Genomic DNA, 18,253 nt, shown 5'->3' on the forward strand with positions numbered 1-18,253 from the left:
CTTCTGTCCGGTTATTGGTAGGACCCGTCGGTTGATTTTCTGACCTTACGCGACCTTCATTTCCGGTCTCAATTTCAATGCGAACTCCCACGGCATGGGATTGCCTAAAGCGGTTTGCGTTTGATCTGAATCGAAGGGGGATTCACACGGAGCTGTTTGTGTGCTTCACTTCCTCTGGGAGGTGGATCATGGGCAAACCCTACTCTTTGGACCTTCGGGAACGGATTTGCGCTTACATTGCCAAGGGAAACTCAGCGCGTTCGGCTGGGCGGCTTTTTGGAGTTAGCGCTGCGACGGCGGTCCGTTTTGCGGCAGAGCATCGTGAACGCGGCGCGATAGCGCCCAAGCCTCAAGGCCGCCCGTCTGGTCAATTTGGCAAGCTTGCGCCGCACCGGGATTTTCTGCTGGAGATCGTGAAGGCCGAACCGGATATCACGCTCAAGGAACTGGCTGCTGCCCTCCTGCAAACACATGGCGTAGACGTTCAGCTATCGTCGTTGCACCGCGCCCTCCATCGCGCCGGGCTTTCATATAAAAAAAGGACTGATCGCGGCAGAGCGTGATCGGCCCGTGGTGCGTCAAGCCCGCCGTGACTGGATCACGCGCCGTCAGCCCCGCATGCGCCAGGAGCCGCACAGACTGGTCTTCATTGACGAGACGGCGGTGAAGACCAACCTCACACGCCTGCGCGGGCGAGCTCCAGTCGGGGAGAGGCTCTACGGCACCGCTCCCTTTGGCAGATGGGGGACGCAGACATTCATTGCCGGTCTGACGCAAGACGGGCTGATCGCTCCTTGGGTGATCAATGGTCCGATGAACGGACCTACCTTCGACACTTACGTCGACACACAGCTGGCTCCAGTGCTTGATCCCGGAACAGTCGTCATCCTCGACAACCTGTCCACCCACAAAAGCCCGCGCGCCGCCGAAGCCATGCGCAAGCGAGGCTGCTGGTTCCTGTTCCTGCCCGCCTACAGCCCCGACCTAAATCCGATCGAAATGGCCTTCTCCAAACTCAAAGCGCACCTTCGCCGCATCGGAGCAAGAACTTTCGATGCCTTGTTCGAGGCTCTTGGCGATATCTGCAACATGTTCAATCCAAACGAATGCTGGAACTTCCTCAAAGCCGCCGGATACGCCTCAGATTAAATGCAAAACGCTTTAGCCAGATTAACCGCCTGCATCACGATGAAGATGTTTAATAGTAAAAAAGGGCGATCTTTTACTATAAAGATCGCCCCTTAACTTAAAGTTGAGATGCCACGCGGCGCACGGTTTCGATACGGGCTGCGTTGGGCGGGTGTGTACCAAGGAAGCGATCACCGGGATCAGGGATGCGGGTAAAGAACTGAGCCCCACGCACAGGATTATACCCTGCCCGCGCGGTGATCACAGTTCCCAGCGCATCGGCTTCAAGCTCATTATCCTTGGAATAGGCGCGCGCGCCGACAGTGCCACCAATTTGCGCGCCCGTATCCACATTCAACCCGAGCCCGGCAGCGATAAGCCCGCCCACAAGCGCGCCACCCTGAGCAGACTGTCTTTGTCGGGCAAGATGCATTTCAATATGGTGGGCCGTCTCGTGACCCATCACAAAGGCAAGCTCATCCGCATTTCGCGCATCGGCGATCAACGCCAGCGTGAAGCCAATGATTGGTCTGCCAGACCGATCCAGCGTCTGGAACGCATTGGGTGGCAAGCCTTTGCGATCATCAACGACGATCTTGAAATCACAATTCAGATTTGGGGCACGCGCCCTGCATTGCGCCTCGGCAACGGGTTCAACCCGGCGAACCACGCTTGAAAAGTTCCGCGCTGCCTGCGCTTGCGACAATTTTGGCGGAGCCGCGACCTGTTTGGGCGGATCCTGACTTGGCGGTGGAGAATCGACAGTGCAGGCGCCCAGCGCCATGGCTGCAAATGTCAGAGCTATATATCGCATATGTGTCCTCATCTTTGGCAGTAAAACTTAGCGGGCCAATGTGATCTCGCCAAGTGCAGTGTTTTGATATTTGCCTTTTTCTGCCAGCACTGATTTGTTTATCCCATAAAATAAGGGGCTTAACATGTTCACAATTGAGCACGAATTTGACGCAACCATAGTGACATTGATTGATGAGGGCAGCCCCCATCTGCAAGGTGATGTCAGCATCAACGGTTTCGAGGAATGCATTACGCTCGAACAACTGGACCCCGTGACAGACAAATTGCAACGGATCACGCTGTCGATGAGGCAGGTCAAAGACCTGGCCGCAGCGCTTAATCTGCCTGAGGGGGCGTATCGATTGCCATGAAGGGCGCGCAGGTATGACAACGGCATTTTTCTGGGGTGAACGACTATAAGATTGGCTTTAGTGCTAACTCACCTAAACTAAGTCTAAGGGCTGCCAGTTCTCAGACGACCTGCAGTGGCTACTTTCACAGTTTCTCAACGTGCTGTTAAGGGGATGTGGGTAAACCCGCTCTCAATTGACTCCCATGCTGCACGCGCGACAACATCTACAACTGAGTTTCGCGGAGTGCCCCCATGAAAAAAGTCTATAGTAACGCGGCGGAGGCTTTGGACGGTCTTCTGTTCGACGGCATGTTCATTGCCGCAGGCGGGTTCGGCCTGTGCGGTATTCCCGAATTGCTTCTTGGCGCAATCAAGGACGCTGGCACAAAGGATCTGACATTTGCCTCCAACAACGCGGGCGTGGACGATTTTGGCATCGGCATCCTGCTGCAGACGCGGCAGGTCAAGAAGATGATCAGCTCTTACGTTGGCGAGAATGCTGAATTTATGCGCCAGTATCTGTCGGGCGAGCTGGAACTGGAATTCAACCCCCAAGGCACCCTGGCCGAACGCATGCGTGCGGGGGGCAGTGGCATCCCAGGATTTTATACCAAGACCGGCGTCGGCACCGTGATTGCCGAGGGTAAGGAGCATAAAAACTTCAACGGCGAGACCTACATCATGGAGGAAGGTATCTTCGCCGATCTGGCCATCGTGAAGGCGTGGAAGGGCGACGAGACGGGCAATCTGGTGTTCCGCAAAACCGCCCGCAACTTCAACCCGCCCGCCGCTACGTGTGGCAGAACCTGCGTGGTGGAAGTCGAGGAAATCGTGCCCGTCGGCAGCCTGGACCCTGACACCATCCACCTGCCCGGCATCTATGTGCACCGCCTGATCCAGGGCGAGCACGAGAAACGGATTGAACAACGTACAGTGAGGGCAGCGTGATGGATGATGGGCCTAGCTCGGTAGAAGAGTTTATAGCAGAACTAAATGAAAATCCGGCTGCCAGCTTCACTGAATTGGCAAATAAAATTGATATTTGGGCAAGTCAAAAGAGCTCTAATCGCAAACAGCTTATTGAAAACATTTGCAAACAAACAGGCCGAGAAAGCATAGAACAAATGGATAGCCGATCAGTCTCCACATCTCATGGAGAACATGAATTTATTGAATTTCCAGTTGTCATTTTTTCACCGAGAGGAGAAGCTTGATATGCCTTGGGATCGCAACCAAATGGCCGCACGGGCCGCGCAAGAACTTCAAGACGGCTGGTATGTGAATCTCGGGATCGGCATTCCGACGCTGGTATCCAATTACATCCCCGAGGGCATTGAGGTCACGCTGCAATCGGAAAACGGGATGCTGGGCATGGGTCCCTTCCCGACCGAAGATGAGATCGACCCTGATCTGATCAACGCAGGCAAGCAGACCATCACAGAGCTGCCCCAGACCGCGTATTTCGACAGCGCCCAAAGCTTTGGTATGATCCGTGGCGGCAAAATTGCCATGGCCATTCTGGGGGCTATGGAAGTGGCCGAAAACGGTGATCTGGCCAACTGGATGATCCCCGGCAAGCTGGTCAAAGGCATGGGCGGCGCGATGGACCTGGTGGCGGGCGTTGGCCGCGTGGTGGTGGTGATGGACCACACCAACAAGCATGGCGACAGCAAGCTGCTGAAGGCCTGCACCCTGCCCCTGACCGGGCAAAAAGTCGTGGACCGGATCATCACCAATCTGGGCGTTCTCAATGTGACTGAGGGCGGTCTGAAAATCGTGGAAACCGCCGAAGGCGTGACCGAAGACGAATTGCGCGCGGCGACAGAAGCGAAAATCGTCAATTGACGTTTCCCCGCGCACTTGGACTTCACCGAAAGAGCGGTATTCAGTTTTATGGCTGACCCAACCCCAATGGATTACGGCTGCAAGCCTCTGAGTTGGGATAGATCATACCCATTGAAAACCAAAACCTCGCGTGCTGCTTTCAGGCGGTCGGCGCGCAGATCAGGCGTTCGGTTAATGATATGGCCGAACTGCCCCGAAGGCGTGCCAAGCACCGCGGTGCGAAAATCATCATCCACCCAAAGCACCCAGATCGGATCATCATCGGCTTTTGCTTTTGGAATGCTGAGCCTGCCCGGACCGTTCACCTGCAATGCCAGCCAGTCTTTTGGCTTGCCAGAGTCCTCAAATGATGTCTCGCTATAGGACAGCTGACCATTGCCGTCATCACGGAAGGACATGATCACCGCATCCGGCGTTGCAGCATCTGACGCAAAAGTTTCGATCAGATACCAGTCACCCGCGAAATTTGCTGGCTCAAACCGGGTACTGGAAGATATATTTTTTGACGTATCTCGATAGCTATTGCGTGGCTCGGTCGGCTTAGCACATGCTGATAAGAGCATTAGAAAACATATGACAATACTGAAACTTCTCAAACTATTACCTCTCTAAACATCCCCAAGCTTATCTTATTGTATAAAATTTATTGATCAATATGGCATTGGATGCGCTTTATGCGCAGCCGCAATATCATCCAAGACCTCCTGCCCTATAACGAGATCTTTGCCTTCAAGTATGACCTGCAACTGATCCATGGTGGTCGCCCCGAATATTGGGATCGTGGGGAAAGGCCGCTGGCAACACCAGGCCAAAGACATCTGCACAGGATCCAGCCCGTGCTTCGCCCCAACATCCAGATAAGCTTGTGTTGCGTCCAGCACTCGCGCTGACGCACGACCGCCCATCTGCGGGTTAAGCGACATACGCGAGCCGTCTGGCACAGCACCGTCTTGGTATTTACCGCTCAGATAACCCGCGGCCAGCGGAGAAAACGCCAGTAGCGCGACATCTTCATTGCAGCTCATCTCGGCCATATCCGTGTCGTAGAGGCGACATAGTAACGAATACTCGTTTTGCACTGATTGCACGCGCGGTGCGCCCATGCGGTCTGCCATTTGCAGCCACATGGCAGTGCCCCACGCAGTTTCATTGCTCAAACCTAAATGACGAATTTTGCCCACTTCGACCTGACGCATCATCTCGCCCAGCACATCTTCCATATGGGCGATCGTGTCGGCGTACACCTGACCAGACGGATCATACTCCCAGTTTTGGCGGAACATATAGCTGCCGCGGTTGGGCCAGTGCAGTTGATAAAGGTCGATCACATCCGTTTGCAAACGCTTCAATGACCCCTCAACTCCCTGCTGGATGGTCTTGGAGGAAATCGGCGCGCCATCACGAACATTTCTGTTGCCCGCACCAGATACTTTTGTGGCGAGTATTATGTCGTCACGCCGTCCGGTTTTGGCAATCCATGTTCCGATGATTTCTTCGGTCCGGCCAGCGCCTTCCTTGGTCATCGGATTGACCGGATAGACCTCAGCCGTATCTATAAAGTTGATACCAGCATCCAGACAGGCATCGATCTGGGCATGACCGCCAGCTTCATCCGTCTGGGTGCCCCACGTCATGGATCCAAGACACAACTGAGAGACAGTCAGACCGCTACGGCCAAGAGGGACGTATTTCATGCAAAAACCCTATGTTTAAAAGACAGTTGCGGCAGAGCCTAACGCAACGCGTCGGCACGGCAAGGCCGAAAACAACCCATTGTGAAATCACAGTGAACACGTGCCGCGCTCAGGCGTGCTATGTCACATGCAAACGCTCTAGAGGATTTGCAATGAAACACATGTTCGTACTCCTATTCGGCTTTTGGGCGGGTTTCGCTTTTGCAGCGCCGGCACAATATGATCTGGAACCGGATAAATCGACCGTAGGCTTTATCTATGAGCTTAGCGGAAAAGCAAATAAGGGCGCTATGCCAGTTCAATCCGCACAGGTTAGGATCGACCCGCAAAGGCTGCAAAGCTCAAGCATTGACATAACCGTCAATGCAGCCCGCGCAAAAGCAGGGCTGATCTTTGCGACAGAAGCCCTGAAAGCTAAAAGCGTATTGAACACTTCCAAACATCCGACCATTCGGTTTGTGTCCAAACGCATTCGCCTCAACGGCTCAGGTCGGCTGTCAGACGGGGCAAAGATCGACGGTGATCTGACAATTCGCGGCGTAACACGCCCTGTCACATTGAATGCTGCGCTCTACAGGCAAGCCGGAACTGACGCAGGCGACCTGCGCCGTTTGAGTTTTCGCGTAACCGGCGCGATAAGGCGATCAGATTTTGGTGCGTCCGGGTACAGTAATTTGGTTGCGGATGCCATTACATTGGACATCATTGCACGCGTTCAGCAAGCGCAATGATATTTTTCTGCCCATAGAAGCTCTGGCGGTCGGGGCTGCCATCGGATAAAGGGTCTGAACGATTTTGAAGGACCTTACCCATGGCGCGTATTCTGATAACTTCAGCTATTCCTTATATTAATGGGATCAAGCATTTGGGCAACTTGGTAGGTAGTCAACTGCCCGCCGATCTTTATGCCCGTTATTGCCGCGCACGTGGTCATGAGGTGATGTTCATCTGTGCCACAGATGAACACGGCACCCCCGCCGAGCTTGCAGCCGCCAAGGCAGGCAAACCAGTGGCAGTATATTGCGAAGAAATGCACGAAGTTCAGTCTGCAATTGCAGACGGATTCCAGTTGAGCTTTGATCATTTCGGGCGATCCTCCAGCCCGCAAAACCATGCGCTGACCCAGCATTTTGCTGGCCGTCTGGCGGATGCGGGGTTGATCGAAGAGGTTAATGAAAAGCAGGTTTATTCCAACGCCGATGGCCGATTTCTACCGGATCGCTATATCGAAGGCACCTGCCCCAACTGCGGTTATGACAAGGCCCGTGGTGATCAGTGCGAGAATTGCACCAAGCAGCTTGACCCGACTGACCTGATTGACCCGCGCAGTGCCATATCCGGATCAAGCGACCTGGAAGTCCGCGAAACCAAGCATCTTTATCTGCGCCAATCCCAGCTGAAAGATCAGTTGGACGCGTGGATCAATAGCAAAACCGATTGGCCGATCCTGACCACATCGATTGCCAAGAAATGGCTCCATGATGGCGATGGCCTGCAGGATCGCGGTATTACCCGTGATCTTGACTGGGGCATACCGGTCAAGAAAGGCACAGAGGACTGGCCCGGGATGCAGGGCAAAGTATTTTATGTCTGGTTCGACGCCCCAATTGAATACATTGCAGCCACCAAAGAATGGGCCGATAAAACCGGTGGCGATTGGGAACGCTGGTGGCGTACCGACAAAGGCGCTGATGACGTGCGTTACGTGCAGTTCATGGGCAAAGACAATGTACCGTTCCATACACTGTCTTTCCCCGCAACAATTATGGGATCAGACGAGCCATGGAAGCTGGTCGATTATATCAAATCGTTCAACTACCTGAACTACGATGGCGGACAGTTCAGCACCTCTCAGGGGCGCGGCGTGTTCATGGATCAGGCTTTGGAGATATTACCGGCCGATTACTGGCGTTGGTGGTTGCTGAGCCATGCGCCTGAAAGTTCCGACAGTGAGTTCACATGGGAGAACTTCCAAGTCTCGGTCAACAAAGATCTGGCGGATGTGCTTGGAAACTTTGTCTCGCGCGTCACTAAATTCTGCCGGTCGAAATTCGGTGAGGTGGTGCCTGAAGGTGGTGCCTACGGCGCGGCGGAACAAGCGCTGATCGAAAGCCTTGACAAAGATATCCGCAGCTATGAGCAGTTCATGGACAAGATGGAAGTCCGCAAAGCATCCGCTGCCCTGCGCGCGATATGGGTTGCGGGCAATGAATATCTGCAATCTGCGGCCCCGTGGACGGTGTTTAAGGATGACCCCGAAACTGCCGCCGCCCATGTTCGGCTGGGGCTGAACCTGATCCGGCTTTACGCAGTGCTGTCGGCCCCATTCATTCCCGGTGCATCCGCGACTATACTGCGTGCAATGAATACCAGTAACACGGATTGGCCAACAGATATTTCTGCTGCGCTGAACGCCTTGCCTGCGGGTCACAGTTTTACTGTGCCAGAGGTGCTGTTCGCCAAAATCAGTGATGAGGATCGTGAAGACTGGCAACAGAGGTTTTCAGGCGTCAGGGACTGACCCCACATCCTCGTGACTTGACCTATACGCAGGACATGGCAGGTTTGGGGTTATGATACGTGTGATCCCGGTCCTGATCCTTGCACCCACGGCCTTGCTGGCGGAGTGCCCGCCTGTGCAAGAACGCTCAGAACGTCATGTCGAGCTGATGGAACAGGTTGCGCAAGCCCCGGATGAAGTCACAGCACGGCTTTTGACAAATGAACTTTGGGAAGTATGGGCAACAGCGCCTGACGAGACCGCCCAAGAGATTTTGCAACGCGGGATGGAACGGCGTGCATCTTACGACTTCAAAGGCGCGATCGAGGATTTCGACGCTCTGATCGACTACTGCCCCCACTACGCCGAAGGCTATAATCAGCGCGCTTTCGTCAACTTCATCCGACAGGACTATGAGACAGCACTTATTGATCTGGACAATGCTTTGGAACGCACCCCAGATCATATCGGCGCCGCCGTTGGGCGCGCCCTGGCACTGATCCAGCTGGGCCGAAACGACGAAGGGCAGTCCGCATTACGCGCTGCATTGAAGCTTAACCCGTGGTTGCCGGAAAGAAATCGACTGGAACCGCAACAAACTGGTCCTGAAACCGATCTCTGACCCTTTTCCCCGCGATCACGGCAGGTTAAGGTAAACGTCATGCCCGCGTGGTGGAATGGTAGACACATGGGACTTAAAATCCCTGGACCTAACGGTCGTGCCGGTTCAAGTCCGGCCGCGGGTACCACTTTGATATCGATATTTGATGCAAGGAAGCTGAGGCAATGACAGCCGTTTTGGGCCGTGTTCTACTTTATGTGAAAGATATTGAGCAGGTAGCAGAGTTCTATCAAACCTATTTCGGCTATGAAATTCACCGATCTGACAAAGATCGCATTATTGAGCTGCGTCACCCAGTAGGCGGCATGACCCTCATGTTGCACCCCACAGGTAAAGGTCAGAAGGCCGGGCAAAGTCTGGTTAAACTGGTTTTCGATGTTTCCGATGTCTCAGCATTTTGTGAAAAATGTCGCGCCAAGGGGCTGGAATTCGGACCATTGCATCAGGCAGATGGCTACATGTTTGCTAATGCAAAAGACCCTGCCAAAAATTCCATATCAGTTTCAAGTCGCACATTTCGCAGAGCCAAATAAAAAACGCGCCTCAGTTGAGACGCGCTCTTCATAGAAGATATAATCTAATGTCAGGCGGCTTCGGCCTGTGAACGGCGCTCGCTTTCTTCGCGCGACAGCGCCACGGACGTCCGAACGCCATTTCCAACAAAATTCATCAATCCGGTTACAACCCGTTCATTCGGGTCGATGCCAGCACAGCTTAACACTTCCCGGCCATCACGAGACCGCGCCCAACGGGCGATCTGTTCCGGGCCGTTTCCATATTTCTTGTCATCTGCAATGGCATCATCCAATGCAGCCAGTACAACAGCAGCAAATAGTTTGCGTGAGCGTTGTCCCTGTTCGAAATTGAAGGCCGTACCATCTACGAAATCAGCAGCCATTTCGCTTCCTTTTATTATTGGTCTTGCATATTTGGCGTGAGGCACAATATGGATGAAAGTTTACGATTCGTCATTGCAAATTTGGAATGGCACCCATGCAATAAATGCATACCTTATCACTGTATATAGCCGTCTTGCCTGCGTATTGTTGCCAAGATATAGGTTTGTCCAATTCATTATCAAGCTTTCGTCAAGGAAATGCCACAATGGTTAAGATCAACGGGAACGAAATCCGTCCAGGCAATGTTCTGGAACATAATGGTGGCCTGTGGGTCGCGGTCAAGGTTGACCATGTAAAGCCGGGCAAAGGCGGCGCATTTGCTCAGGTCGAGATGAAGAACCTGCGCAATGGTTCGAAGTTGAACGAACGCTTCCGGTCCGCCGACAAGGTAGATAAGGTCCGGCTGGAACAGAAAGATCAGCAGTTTCTATACGAATCTGACGGTATGCTCACCTTTATGGATACCCAGACTTATGATCAGATCGAACTGCCTGCAGATATTCTTGGAGAGCGTCGCCCATTCCTGCAAGATGGCATGACTGTCGTGATCGAATATCACGAAAGCGAAGCGCTCAATGCCACTTTACCGCAAAAAGTGACGTGTAAGGTTATCGAGACAGAACCTGTGGTCAAAGGTCAGACGGCAGCCAACAGCTTCAAGCCGGCCCTGCTGGACAATGGTATCAAAGTGATGGTGCCGCCTTTTGTTGGTCAGGATGAGGATATCATCGTCAACACCGAGACAATGGAATATTCAGAGCGCGCATAAATCGAGGTTCAAGGTCGGGCTGAACCGTTCAGCCACATCACTTCCTGCGTGTGACCGTCGGGATTGAGCTGCGATCATAGACAGCATCCGGATGCGGCGGGTGGCCATGTGTGCGGTGCCAGAATTCTGTCGCGCCAAGTTTCAGCCAGATCGGAATGGCCAGCAACAGCCCTAAAACAAACCCGCCAGCATGGGCCCAATAAGCGACCCCGCCTGTGTTCGGGTCAGACAGAACACCGTTTAGAAGCTGCAAACCTAACCAGAAAATCAACATCACCCACGCCGGGATCGGGAAAATTTTAAAGAACACGATGAAGATAAAAATTATATCCACGCGTGCTTTGGGGTATAAAAGCAGATACCCCCCCATCACGCCAGCGATTGCACCTGACGCACCAACAGTCGGAATGTCAGAATTTGGATCCGCCATAAGCTGACAAATATCCGCGCCAATACCTGAAGCCAGATAGAAGGCCAAAAAGCCAAGATGGCCCATTTGATCTTCCATATTATCGCCAAATATCCAAAGAAAAAGCATATTGCCCAGTAAGTGCATGATGCTTGCATGTAGGAATATCGAGGTCAGTAACGTGTGACTTTCCCCGCCCTGCATCACTTCAGACGGGATCATCGCCCAGTCATCGAAAAACCCGGCAATTGCAACTTCATCGCTGAATAATGGCCAGTAACTGATAAACACAACGACATTAATCGCAATCAACGCATAGGTAATGTAGGGTGTGCGGGTCGATGGATTGTGATCGCGGATTGGAAACATGGGCGCGAAGCTGACCGATCCAGGTGGATCGGTCAAGCAAAGTTACATACCCGAGACCTCGGCCAGTAAAGCCGCATTACCGCCGGATGCGGTCGTATCGATGCAAACATGACGCTCAGTCACCAAGTCTGCGGTGCCGGGCGGGCCAGAAAGCAAAGGTAATATGGCACCGGCACGATTGGCCAGCTGTTTTCTGAGGGCGCGCGCTTTGTCCTGATCGCCCCACCACAGAACAGCGCTAAAATCATCACGGGCCGCAAGGTCCGAGAAGGTAAGATGACTTGCATCCTCGGCCTGTCCCCCGGCGTCCTGTACGGACTTCATTTGCGCCTCAACACCCGGGCCAAAACAGAGCATTGGTTTTCGGGGAAGAAGGGTCAACCGGTTCGCCTCGCCCGTTGGACCGGGCATGTTTTCAGTGCCAAACACAATGGAATGTACTGGGCTTTGGGCTCGCGTGAATTTCGACAGATAATGTGGCCCGCCTGCCTTGGGGCCTGTGCCGGACAGACCCTCCCCGCCGAAGGGTTGCGCGCCGACAACTGCGCCAATCTGGTTACGATTCACATAGATATTGCCCGCATGAATACGGTCTATGACCTGCTGCACACGGTCATCGATGCGGCTGTGCAGACCGAAAGTCAAACCGTAGCCAGTGTTGTTGATCGCATTGATCACGCGATCCAGATCAGCGGCTTTGTAGGTCGCGATATGCAAAACCGGGCCGAAAATTTCTTCTTCCAGATCCTCAATGCCATCCACACGTATCAGCGTTGGTGCAATATATGTACCTGTTTCAGGGGTTTTGATCTGGTGCAGAACGCGACCCTCAGCACGAGCGTTTTCGATGTGGTTTGCAATCTTTTCCTGCGCGGGGCCGTCGATGATCGGCCCCACATCTGTCGCCCCACGCCACGGCGCGCCGACACGCAAGGCATCCATCGCACCCATCAGCATATGTGTCAGATCGTCGGCAATATCTTCCTGTACATAAAGGCATCGCAAGGCCGAGCATCTTTGCCCAGCCGACTGAAAAGCGCTGGCCACGATATCGCGCACCACTTGCTCAGGCAGCGCTGTGCTATCGACGATCATCGCGTTGAGGCCACCAGTTTCGGCAATCAGGACAGCGTGCGGGTTGCCCTCCTCTGCCAATGATTTATGAATACGCTGCGCCGTTAACGTCGAACCGGTAAAGCAGACGCCATCTATCTGCGGGTCGCGCGTCAAGGCAGCGCCAATATCTCCACCGCCGGGCAGTAGTTGCAGGGCGGCTTGCGGTATCCCAGCTTCGTAAAGCAGCCTGACTGCAAAGCCTGCAATCAATGGGGTCTGTTCAGCAGGTTTGGCAAGGACAGCATTGCCAGCCGCCAAAGCCGCTGCAACCTGACCGGTGAAAATCGCCAGCGGGAAGTTCCAAGGGGAAATGCAAACAAACCGACCGCGCGCCGGCGTCGTCAGATGCACAGCTTCGTCTGCATAGTAGCGTAAAAAGTCCACGGCTTCGCGCAATTCCCCTATGGCGTCGAGAATGGTCTTCCCAGCCTCTCTTGCGAGAATGGCAAATATCTGACCTGCATTTTGCCCGTAGAGATCAGCCGCCTTACGCAAGATTGCCGCGCGGGTTTTGATATCAGCATTCCATGATTGCGCCGCAGAGATGGCGTCCAGCACGTTCTGTGGGGTTGCAGCCAGCACGGTTCCAACTCTGTCCTTCGGATCAGACGGCGAAGAGACAACGATGCCCTGTCCGTCAACCACATCAGGCACGTCAGGCACATCTGGCACAAGCATCGGCGCTGCGGTGAACTGTACGGTTTCAAATGGCTCGCGCGCCTTATCTATGCGTTGACAATCCACCGGATCGGTCCAGTCCCAACCCGCAGAGTTTTGCCGCCCCGGAAATATCTGCGCTGGAGGCGTAATCGCAGGAAATTCTGCGCCATCTAAAGCCTCGAAAGGGCTGGCCGCGACGTCTTCGGGCGGAACATCTTCATCCACGATCTGGTTGACGAAGGAGCTGTTCGCCCCGTTCTCTAGCAACCGACGTACAAGATACGCCAAAAGGTCACGATGTGCCCCCACGGGGGCATAGATGCGGCAACGGGTCTTATGCGCGTCAAGCACCAGGTCATGCAGACGTTCCCCCATGCCATGCAAGCGTTGGAATTCAAACGAGGTTATGTCTTCCGCCATATCCAGAATAGCGGCTACCGTATGCGCGTTGTGAGTGGCGAATTGCGGGTAAATCCGGTCAGTCATCCCAAGCAGTTTGCGTGCATTGGCAATATAGGACACATCCGTTGCTGCCTTGCGGGTGAAGACCGGGAAACCGGATAACCCCATAACCTGCGCGCGTTTGACTTCGGTATCCCAATACGCACCCTTGACCAACCGCACCATAATGCGGCGGTCAAGCCGCTCTGCCAGATCATAGAGCCAGTCAATCACAAACCCTGCACGCGGACCATAGGCCTGCACAACAACCCCAAACCCGTCCCAACCTGCTAAGGCCGGATCGTTCAACGCGGCCTCAATCACATCTAGCGACACGTCCAGACGATCAGCTTCCTCAGCGTCTATATTCAACCCGACACCCGCCCGCGCCGCTGCCCGGACAAGTACAGATAGGCGCGGCACCAGAACATCCATTACAGCGTCTTTCTGCGGACATTCGTAGCGCGGGTAGAGCGCAGATAGCTTGACCGAGATACCAGGGTTTTCCCGGATGTCTTTGCTTTTGGCAGCCTGTGCTACGGCGGCGATAGCCTCATGATAGGCTTCCAGATAGATCAGCGCATCCGCATCTGTAATCGCGGCCTCCCCCAACATATCATAAGAATAGGTGTAGCCCTGCCCCTCAAGTGTCTTGGCACGCTCTATCGCGGCCTGAATGGTTTCGCCCAATACGAACTGACGGCCCATTTCCTTCATTGCACGGGCGACGGCTGCACGAATGACCGGTTCCCCCAGACGTTTGATCATCGCGCCAAGATGCCCTGCGATGCCGGGGCGGTCATCGTCCAGAACCTTGCCTGTCAGCATCAATCCCCAAGTAGAGGCATTTACCAAAGGCGACGCAGACTGCCCCAGATGCTTGCCCCAGTCGGATGGCGCAATCTTGTCTTCGATCAGCGCATCCATCGTATCCGCATCCGGCACACGCAGCAGTGCCTCGGCCAGACACATCAGCGCCACGCCTTCATCGGTGCTGAGACCATATTCGCCCAGAAACGCCTCCATAAGACCCGGCTTTGCACTGGCACGGATATCTTTCACAAGCTGTGTAGCCTTAGCGGAAATACGTGCGATGTCTTCGGGTGATAGCCCAGCCTGACGAATCAAGTCAGCCACTATTGCCCTTTCGTCAGGCAAGGTGTGAGCGCGGATCTTCGCTCGAAGATCAGAGATAGGGTCATGAAGCATGAAATTAAAGCTCTCAAAAGATCATTTGAGAAGCATTATAGCATGTATGGTGTTATTATTTTTCTGATCATGCCAATATCGCAGGAAAATATCTTAAAAAATGTTGAAGCGGAAGGTAAAATGATTGAGGAGCTAGACCAGTTCGATACCGCAATCTTGCGGGAAGTTTCGGCCAATGGGCGGATCACAGTTACAGAACTGGCGGATAAGATCAATCTGTCAAAATCCCCGACGCAGGCACGGCTGAAACGTCTGGAAGCAACAGGCTATATCACCGGCTACACGGCACAGTTGGACCCGGTAAAACTGGGGCTGGCCCACATCGCTTTTGTAGAGGTCAAACTGGACGATACGCGCGAGGCGGCACTGGCCGCCTTCAACGCTGCTGCCTTGAAAATTCAGGAAATTGAGCAATGCCACATGATTGCGGGAAATTACGACTACCTGCTGAAAATTCGCGCCTCCGACATGCGCGCTTATCGCAAGGTGCTGGGTGAGAAGATATCCAACATGCCCAACGTCGCCCATACTTCAACCCATGTGGTCATGGAGGCCGTCAAGGAGGGGTCGTTTTAAAGTCTGGGTTTTGTGCCTGTTCTGGCTGTCTCACCTGAACACCAGCGCCCACACAATCAACGGGGCCAATTGCAGCAACACCCCTGCCCCGATAGCAAGCTTGGCCCAAAGGCCCTGAAACCTGCGCCAGAGTATGGCCAGCAAAACAAGGCTGAAGGTCAGCTCCAGCGGGCCAATAATATTGCCATAATGTCGGCTGTCCCAATAACTTACCGGGCTTTGATATATCCAATCCGACAGGGGCCAGAAATGCGGGCGGCCATCATCATGGTGCAACGGAAAATCGAACAAAAGGTGCAACAAGGCAGCGCCGGTCAAGGCAATCGCCCACTGACTTCTGAACAGCAGAGCCACCGTAAACCATGCGCCCCATAATAGGAAAGAATTATCAACGCGAAACACCCGCATCCACGCATCCGAGAAATACAGATCCCGAAAGACGATAATTTCCGAGGTGCCAAGCACTAACAAATGCCATCCCGCCATAAGGTAGAGCGACGCGTCCGGCGCGAATGCCCCAAGCAGCGCTGCCGCTGTCACACGCGGTGCATCCGGCTTGGCAAAGACCGCTGCCCCAAGGATCAGGTGTGCCCCTGTGTTCATCGCTCTTTACTTCCTCGCCAAACCACGTCACCCAAACCCTAAAGGAGCCTGCATGACCAAAGCAATCATGATCCAAGGGGCCGGGTCCAATGTGGGAAAATCCATGGTGGTGGCCGGGCTCTGCCGTCTGTTTACGCAACAGGGTCTGATCGTGCGTCCGTTCAAGCCGCAGAATATGTCAAACAATGCCGCTGTGACCGCAGATGGGGGCGAAATCGGGCGCGCGCAGGCTTTGCAAGCCAAGGCTTGCGGTGTCGCCCCTATGATTGACATGAACCCGGTTCTGCTGAAACCCGAAACAGATATTGGCGCGCAGGTTATTGTGCAGGGGGAACGGTTTGCTACGCTCAAAGCGCGCGAATATTCAAAGGTGAAGCCAACGCTTCTTGGTAAAGCTGTCGAAAGCTTTCGCCGACTGTCGAATGACGCTGATCTGGTGATCATTGAAGGGGCCGGTAGTCCGGCCGAGATCAATTTGCGCGCAGGCGATATCGCCAATATGGGCTTCGCCGAAGCGATTAACGCCCCCGTTGTTCTGGTCGGTGACATTGACCGGGGCGGTGTCATTGCGCAATTGGTCGGCACGCACGCAGTGCTGCCTGTAGAGGACAGAGATCGGATAGTGGCTTTTCTGATTAACAAGTTTCGCGGTGATCCAACGCTGTTTGATGAGGGGCTTGAAGAGATCATGACCCGCACGGGTTGGCCTTCGCTTGGCGTGCTGCCGTGGTTTGAGCATGCGTGGAAATTACCCGCAGAAGATGTGATGGACGTAAGCTCCACCCCCGGTGGATCATTAAAAATCGCAGTTCCGAAACTGGCGCGCATTGCAAATTTCGATGATCTTGATCCCTTGTCACAAGAACCCGGCGTCACGGTCGAAATGATAGAGCCCGGTCGCCCCCTTCCCACTGATGCGGCGCTGATCCTGATACCGGGGTCGAAATCCACGATTGGTGATCTACAGTTTTTCCGTGCCCAAGGCTGGGACATTGACCTGTTCGCCCATGTCCGCCGGGGTGGGCACGTGCTTGGAGTTTGTGGCGGCTATCAGATGCTGGGCCGCGCGATAAATGACCCGGACGGAATAGAAGGCACCAGTGGAACTGTGTCCGGTCTGGGTTTGCTAGATATTACAACAACAATGCACCCTCAGAAACGTCTGGCCGAAGTTTCGGGCAACCATATCGCATCAGGTGCGGCGCTTACCGGCTATGAGATCCACATCGGTCAAACAACTGGCCCGGATTGCGCCCGGCCCTGGCTGACGGTTGCAGATCACCCAGCGGGTGCGACCTCGGCCAATGGTCGCATCAAAGGATGCTATCTGCACGGGCTTTTTGCGTCAGACGGTCTGCGTCATGCGTATCTGGCAGAACTTGGCCAAAACGCTGGCGATCTGCGCTATGACGAAACAGTTGAAAACACTCTGGACGATCTGGCAGATCATTTAAGCACTCATCTTGATACAGACCTGCTACTTAACCTTGGCTATGAGATATAAGCTCAGATCAAATTGCAACTATCACAACGACTTCGCAGATGGTGAGTTGTAGCGCTTTTGTTTCTGTGGCAAACGGAGGGGAATGGAAACTAGACTGATGAGTTTAGTATGATTGATTTTACCGCAAACAGAACAATGATGGTCGACACACAGATCAGACCGTCTGATGTTACGAAATTTCCTATCATTGATGCGATGTTGACCATCAAACGCGAGGCATTCGTGCCGGAAACAAAACGCGGTGTCGCTTATGCGGAGGAAAATGTTGATCTTGGTGGTGGGCGCATAATGCTTGAGCCACGCACCCTAGCCAAGATGCTTGATGCATTGAACATTACGCAAGATGAGCTTGTCTTGGATATTGGTTGTGGTCTGGGCTATTCCAGCGCTGTTATCGCCCGGATGTGTGATGCTGTTATCGCGGTTGAAGAAGACCATGATATGGCAGTTAAGGCCGAGACGGCCTTGACCGAACAAGGCATCGACAATGTCGCTGTCATTGAAGGCGTGCTGAGCGAAGGTGCCGCCAAACACGGGCCTTATGATGTGATCATCTTGCAAGGCTCAGTCGAGCAAATTCCGCAAAACCTTCTGGACCAGCTCAAAGATAGTGGGCGCATCGGGACCATTTTCGCAAATGGTGCGTTGGGCACCGTCCGGATTGGTTATAAGATTGACGGGCAGATAAGCTGGCGTATGGCTTTCAATGCCAACGCACCACTTCTTCCAGGGTTTGGAAAAGACAAAGGCTTTAGTCTATAG

General features: G+C 53.8%; 20 protein-coding genes and 1 tRNA gene. 14 read left to right on the forward strand and 7 right to left on the reverse strand.

What is annotated here, in order from left to right:
- Nucleotides 1–188 precede the first annotated feature (188 nt).
- Nucleotides 189–1,149, forward strand: a protein-coding gene (locus ACZ1HF_RS08435; protein ID WP_472656335.1) for an IS630 family transposase whose coding sequence is annotated in 2 segments (ribosomal slippage) — nt 189–533 and nt 535–1,149 — 960 coding nt in all. Because the reading frame shifts where the segments join, the coding sequence is not laid out codon by codon here.
- 97 nt (nt 1,150–1,246) lie between these two features.
- Here ACZ1HF_RS08435 and ACZ1HF_RS08440 read toward each other — a convergent pair.
- Nucleotides 1,247–1,942 carry a M48 family metallopeptidase gene (locus ACZ1HF_RS08440; RefSeq protein WP_472657072.1) on the reverse strand — a complete coding sequence of 232 codons (696 nt, stop codon included), beginning with the start codon at nt 1,940–1,942 and terminating at the stop codon, nt 1,247–1,249.
- 124 nt (nt 1,943–2,066) lie between these two features.
- Here ACZ1HF_RS08440 and ACZ1HF_RS08445 point away from each other — a divergent pair, with 124 nt between their 5' ends.
- The 4 genes from ACZ1HF_RS08445 to ACZ1HF_RS08460 all read left to right on the forward strand — a co-directional run bounded on the left by ACZ1HF_RS08445 (nt 2,067) and on the right by ACZ1HF_RS08460 (nt 4,120).
- Nucleotides 2,067–2,294 (forward strand): hypothetical protein, encoded by a 228-nt coding sequence (locus ACZ1HF_RS08445; protein WP_472657073.1) that lies wholly within the window; start codon nt 2,067–2,069, stop codon nt 2,292–2,294.
- 233 nt (nt 2,295–2,527) lie between these two features.
- Nucleotides 2,528–3,223, forward strand: a complete 696-nt coding sequence (locus ACZ1HF_RS08450; protein WP_472657074.1) for a CoA transferase subunit A — start codon at nt 2,528–2,530, stop codon at nt 3,221–3,223.
- Nucleotides 3,223–3,489, forward strand: a complete 267-nt coding sequence (locus ACZ1HF_RS08455) for a hypothetical protein (protein WP_472657075.1) — start codon at nt 3,223–3,225, stop codon at nt 3,487–3,489. Before ACZ1HF_RS08450 ends, ACZ1HF_RS08455 begins: the two co-directional genes overlap by 1 nt.
- A gap of 1 nt (nt 3,490) precedes the next feature.
- The gene (locus ACZ1HF_RS08460; protein ID WP_472657076.1) at nt 3,491–4,120 is read left to right on the forward strand and encodes a 3-oxoacid CoA-transferase subunit B; all 630 of its coding nucleotides are present in this window, start codon (nt 3,491–3,493) and stop codon (nt 4,118–4,120) included.
- Nucleotides 4,121–4,191: 71 nt separating this feature from the next.
- On the opposite strand, the gene ACZ1HF_RS08465 is transcribed toward ACZ1HF_RS08460, so the two are convergent.
- Nucleotides 4,192–4,716, reverse strand: coding sequence for a lipocalin family protein (locus ACZ1HF_RS08465; protein WP_472657077.1), 525 nt, complete (start codon nt 4,714–4,716; stop codon nt 4,192–4,194).
- A 54-nt stretch (nt 4,717–4,770) separates the two neighbouring features.
- Complete coding sequence (locus ACZ1HF_RS08470) at nt 4,771–5,814, reverse strand: aldo/keto reductase (protein ID WP_472657078.1); 1,044 nt, start codon at nt 5,812–5,814, stop codon at nt 4,771–4,773.
- Between the two features lie 152 nt (nt 5,815–5,966).
- Between ACZ1HF_RS08470 and ACZ1HF_RS08475 the strand changes: the two genes are divergently transcribed.
- The 5 genes from ACZ1HF_RS08475 (at nt 5,967) to ACZ1HF_RS08495 (ending at nt 9,469) form a co-directional block, all read left to right on the forward strand.
- Nucleotides 5,967–6,545, forward strand: coding sequence for a YceI family protein (locus tag ACZ1HF_RS08475; protein ID WP_472657079.1), 579 nt, complete (start codon nt 5,967–5,969; stop codon nt 6,543–6,545).
- Nucleotides 6,546–6,625: 80 nt separating this feature from the next.
- Nucleotides 6,626–8,335 carry a methionine--tRNA ligase gene (gene metG, locus ACZ1HF_RS08480; protein WP_472657080.1) on the forward strand — a complete coding sequence of 570 codons (1,710 nt, stop codon included), beginning with the start codon at nt 6,626–6,628 and terminating at the stop codon, nt 8,333–8,335.
- A gap of 52 nt (nt 8,336–8,387) precedes the next feature.
- On the forward strand, nt 8,388–8,936 hold the full coding sequence (locus ACZ1HF_RS08485; RefSeq protein ID WP_472657081.1) for a tetratricopeptide repeat protein: 549 nt from the start codon (nt 8,388–8,390) through the stop codon (nt 8,934–8,936).
- A gap of 41 nt (nt 8,937–8,977) precedes the next feature.
- Nucleotides 8,978–9,063: transfer RNA gene (locus ACZ1HF_RS08490), tRNA-Leu, on the forward strand.
- 37 nt (nt 9,064–9,100) lie between these two features.
- Nucleotides 9,101–9,469 carry a VOC family protein gene (locus ACZ1HF_RS08495; RefSeq protein ID WP_472657082.1) on the forward strand — a complete coding sequence of 123 codons (369 nt, stop codon included), beginning with the start codon at nt 9,101–9,103 and terminating at the stop codon, nt 9,467–9,469.
- Between the two features lie 50 nt (nt 9,470–9,519).
- On the opposite strand, the gene ACZ1HF_RS08500 is transcribed toward ACZ1HF_RS08495, so the two are convergent.
- Nucleotides 9,520–9,834, reverse strand: coding sequence for a DUF6280 family protein (locus tag ACZ1HF_RS08500; RefSeq protein WP_472657083.1), 315 nt, complete (start codon nt 9,832–9,834; stop codon nt 9,520–9,522).
- Between the two features lie 206 nt (nt 9,835–10,040).
- Between ACZ1HF_RS08500 and efp the strand changes: the two genes are divergently transcribed.
- Nucleotides 10,041–10,604 carry an elongation factor P gene (gene efp, locus ACZ1HF_RS08505; protein WP_472657084.1) on the forward strand — a complete coding sequence of 188 codons (564 nt, stop codon included), beginning with the start codon at nt 10,041–10,043 and terminating at the stop codon, nt 10,602–10,604.
- 37 nt (nt 10,605–10,641) lie between these two features.
- On the opposite strand, the gene ACZ1HF_RS08510 is transcribed toward efp, so the two are convergent.
- Both ACZ1HF_RS08510 and putA read right to left on the reverse strand, forming a co-directional pair.
- Entirely contained in the window at nt 10,642–11,382 is a 741-nt protein-coding gene (locus ACZ1HF_RS08510; protein ID WP_472659009.1) for a rhomboid family intramembrane serine protease, read from the reverse strand.
- Between the two features lie 42 nt (nt 11,383–11,424).
- Nucleotides 11,425–14,808 carry a bifunctional proline dehydrogenase/L-glutamate gamma-semialdehyde dehydrogenase PutA gene (gene putA, locus ACZ1HF_RS08515; protein WP_472657085.1) on the reverse strand — a complete coding sequence of 1,128 codons (3,384 nt, stop codon included), beginning with the start codon at nt 14,806–14,808 and terminating at the stop codon, nt 11,425–11,427.
- Between the two features lie 120 nt (nt 14,809–14,928).
- Between putA and ACZ1HF_RS08520 the strand changes: the two genes are divergently transcribed.
- On the forward strand, nt 14,929–15,384 hold the full coding sequence (locus ACZ1HF_RS08520) for an Lrp/AsnC family transcriptional regulator (RefSeq protein WP_472657086.1): 456 nt from the start codon (nt 14,929–14,931) through the stop codon (nt 15,382–15,384).
- Nucleotides 15,385–15,414: 30 nt separating this feature from the next.
- Here ACZ1HF_RS08520 and ACZ1HF_RS08525 read toward each other — a convergent pair whose 3' ends face one another.
- Nucleotides 15,415–15,987: a cobalamin biosynthesis protein CobQ gene (locus ACZ1HF_RS08525; protein ID WP_472657087.1), complete on the reverse strand. Its 573-nt coding sequence runs from the start codon at nt 15,985–15,987 to the stop codon at nt 15,415–15,417.
- A 52-nt stretch (nt 15,988–16,039) separates the two neighbouring features.
- Between ACZ1HF_RS08525 and ACZ1HF_RS08530 the strand changes: the two genes are divergently transcribed.
- Nucleotides 16,040–17,491 (forward strand): cobyric acid synthase, encoded by a 1,452-nt coding sequence (locus tag ACZ1HF_RS08530; protein WP_472657088.1) that lies wholly within the window; start codon nt 16,040–16,042, stop codon nt 17,489–17,491.
- A gap of 108 nt (nt 17,492–17,599) precedes the next feature.
- A complete protein-coding gene (locus ACZ1HF_RS08535; protein WP_472657089.1) occupies nt 17,600–18,253 on the forward strand; it encodes a protein-L-isoaspartate O-methyltransferase family protein in 654 nt (217 codons plus the stop codon).

The sequence above is a fragment of the Litoreibacter sp. GN1-5 genome (genome assembly GCF_055693805.1).

Bases quoted from the DNA above. Each gene is read 5' to 3' on its own strand.
- ACZ1HF_RS08535 (WP_472657089.1), top strand. From the start codon at position 17,600: ATGATTGATTTTACCGCAAACAGAACAATGATGGTCGACACACAGATC.
- ACZ1HF_RS08495 (WP_472657082.1), top strand. From the start codon at position 9,101: ATGACAGCCGTTTTGGGCCGTGTTCTACTTTATGTGAAAGATATTGAG.
- efp (WP_472657084.1), top strand. From the start codon at position 10,041: ATGGTTAAGATCAACGGGAACGAAATCCGTCCAGGCAATGTTCTGGAA.
- ACZ1HF_RS08460 (WP_472657076.1), top strand. From the start codon at position 3,491: ATGCCTTGGGATCGCAACCAAATGGCCGCACGGGCCGCGCAAGAACTT.
- metG (WP_472657080.1), top strand. From the start codon at position 6,626: ATGGCGCGTATTCTGATAACTTCAGCTATTCCTTATATTAATGGGATC.
- putA (WP_472657085.1), bottom strand. From the start codon at position 14,808: ATGCTTCATGACCCTATCTCTGATCTTCGAGCGAAGATCCGCGCTCAC.
- ACZ1HF_RS08530 (WP_472657088.1), top strand. From the start codon at position 16,040: ATGACCAAAGCAATCATGATCCAAGGGGCCGGGTCCAATGTGGGAAAA.
- ACZ1HF_RS08440 (WP_472657072.1), bottom strand. From the start codon at position 1,942: ATGCGATATATAGCTCTGACATTTGCAGCCATGGCGCTGGGCGCCTGC.
- ACZ1HF_RS08470 (WP_472657078.1), bottom strand. From the start codon at position 5,814: ATGAAATACGTCCCTCTTGGCCGTAGCGGTCTGACTGTCTCTCAGTTG.
- ACZ1HF_RS08525 (WP_472657087.1), bottom strand. From the start codon at position 15,987: ATGAACACAGGGGCACACCTGATCCTTGGGGCAGCGGTCTTTGCCAAG.
- ACZ1HF_RS08445 (WP_472657073.1), top strand. From the start codon at position 2,067: ATGTTCACAATTGAGCACGAATTTGACGCAACCATAGTGACATTGATT.
- ACZ1HF_RS08520 (WP_472657086.1), top strand. From the start codon at position 14,929: ATGATTGAGGAGCTAGACCAGTTCGATACCGCAATCTTGCGGGAAGTT.
- ACZ1HF_RS08475 (WP_472657079.1), top strand. From the start codon at position 5,967: ATGAAACACATGTTCGTACTCCTATTCGGCTTTTGGGCGGGTTTCGCT.
- ACZ1HF_RS08510 (WP_472659009.1), bottom strand. From the start codon at position 11,382: ATGTTTCCAATCCGCGATCACAATCCATCGACCCGCACACCCTACATT.
- ACZ1HF_RS08455 (WP_472657075.1), top strand. From the start codon at position 3,223: ATGGATGATGGGCCTAGCTCGGTAGAAGAGTTTATAGCAGAACTAAAT.
- ACZ1HF_RS08485 (WP_472657081.1), top strand. From the start codon at position 8,388: ATGATACGTGTGATCCCGGTCCTGATCCTTGCACCCACGGCCTTGCTG.
- ACZ1HF_RS08500 (WP_472657083.1), bottom strand. From the start codon at position 9,834: ATGGCTGCTGATTTCGTAGATGGTACGGCCTTCAATTTCGAACAGGGA.
- ACZ1HF_RS08450 (WP_472657074.1), top strand. From the start codon at position 2,528: ATGAAAAAAGTCTATAGTAACGCGGCGGAGGCTTTGGACGGTCTTCTG.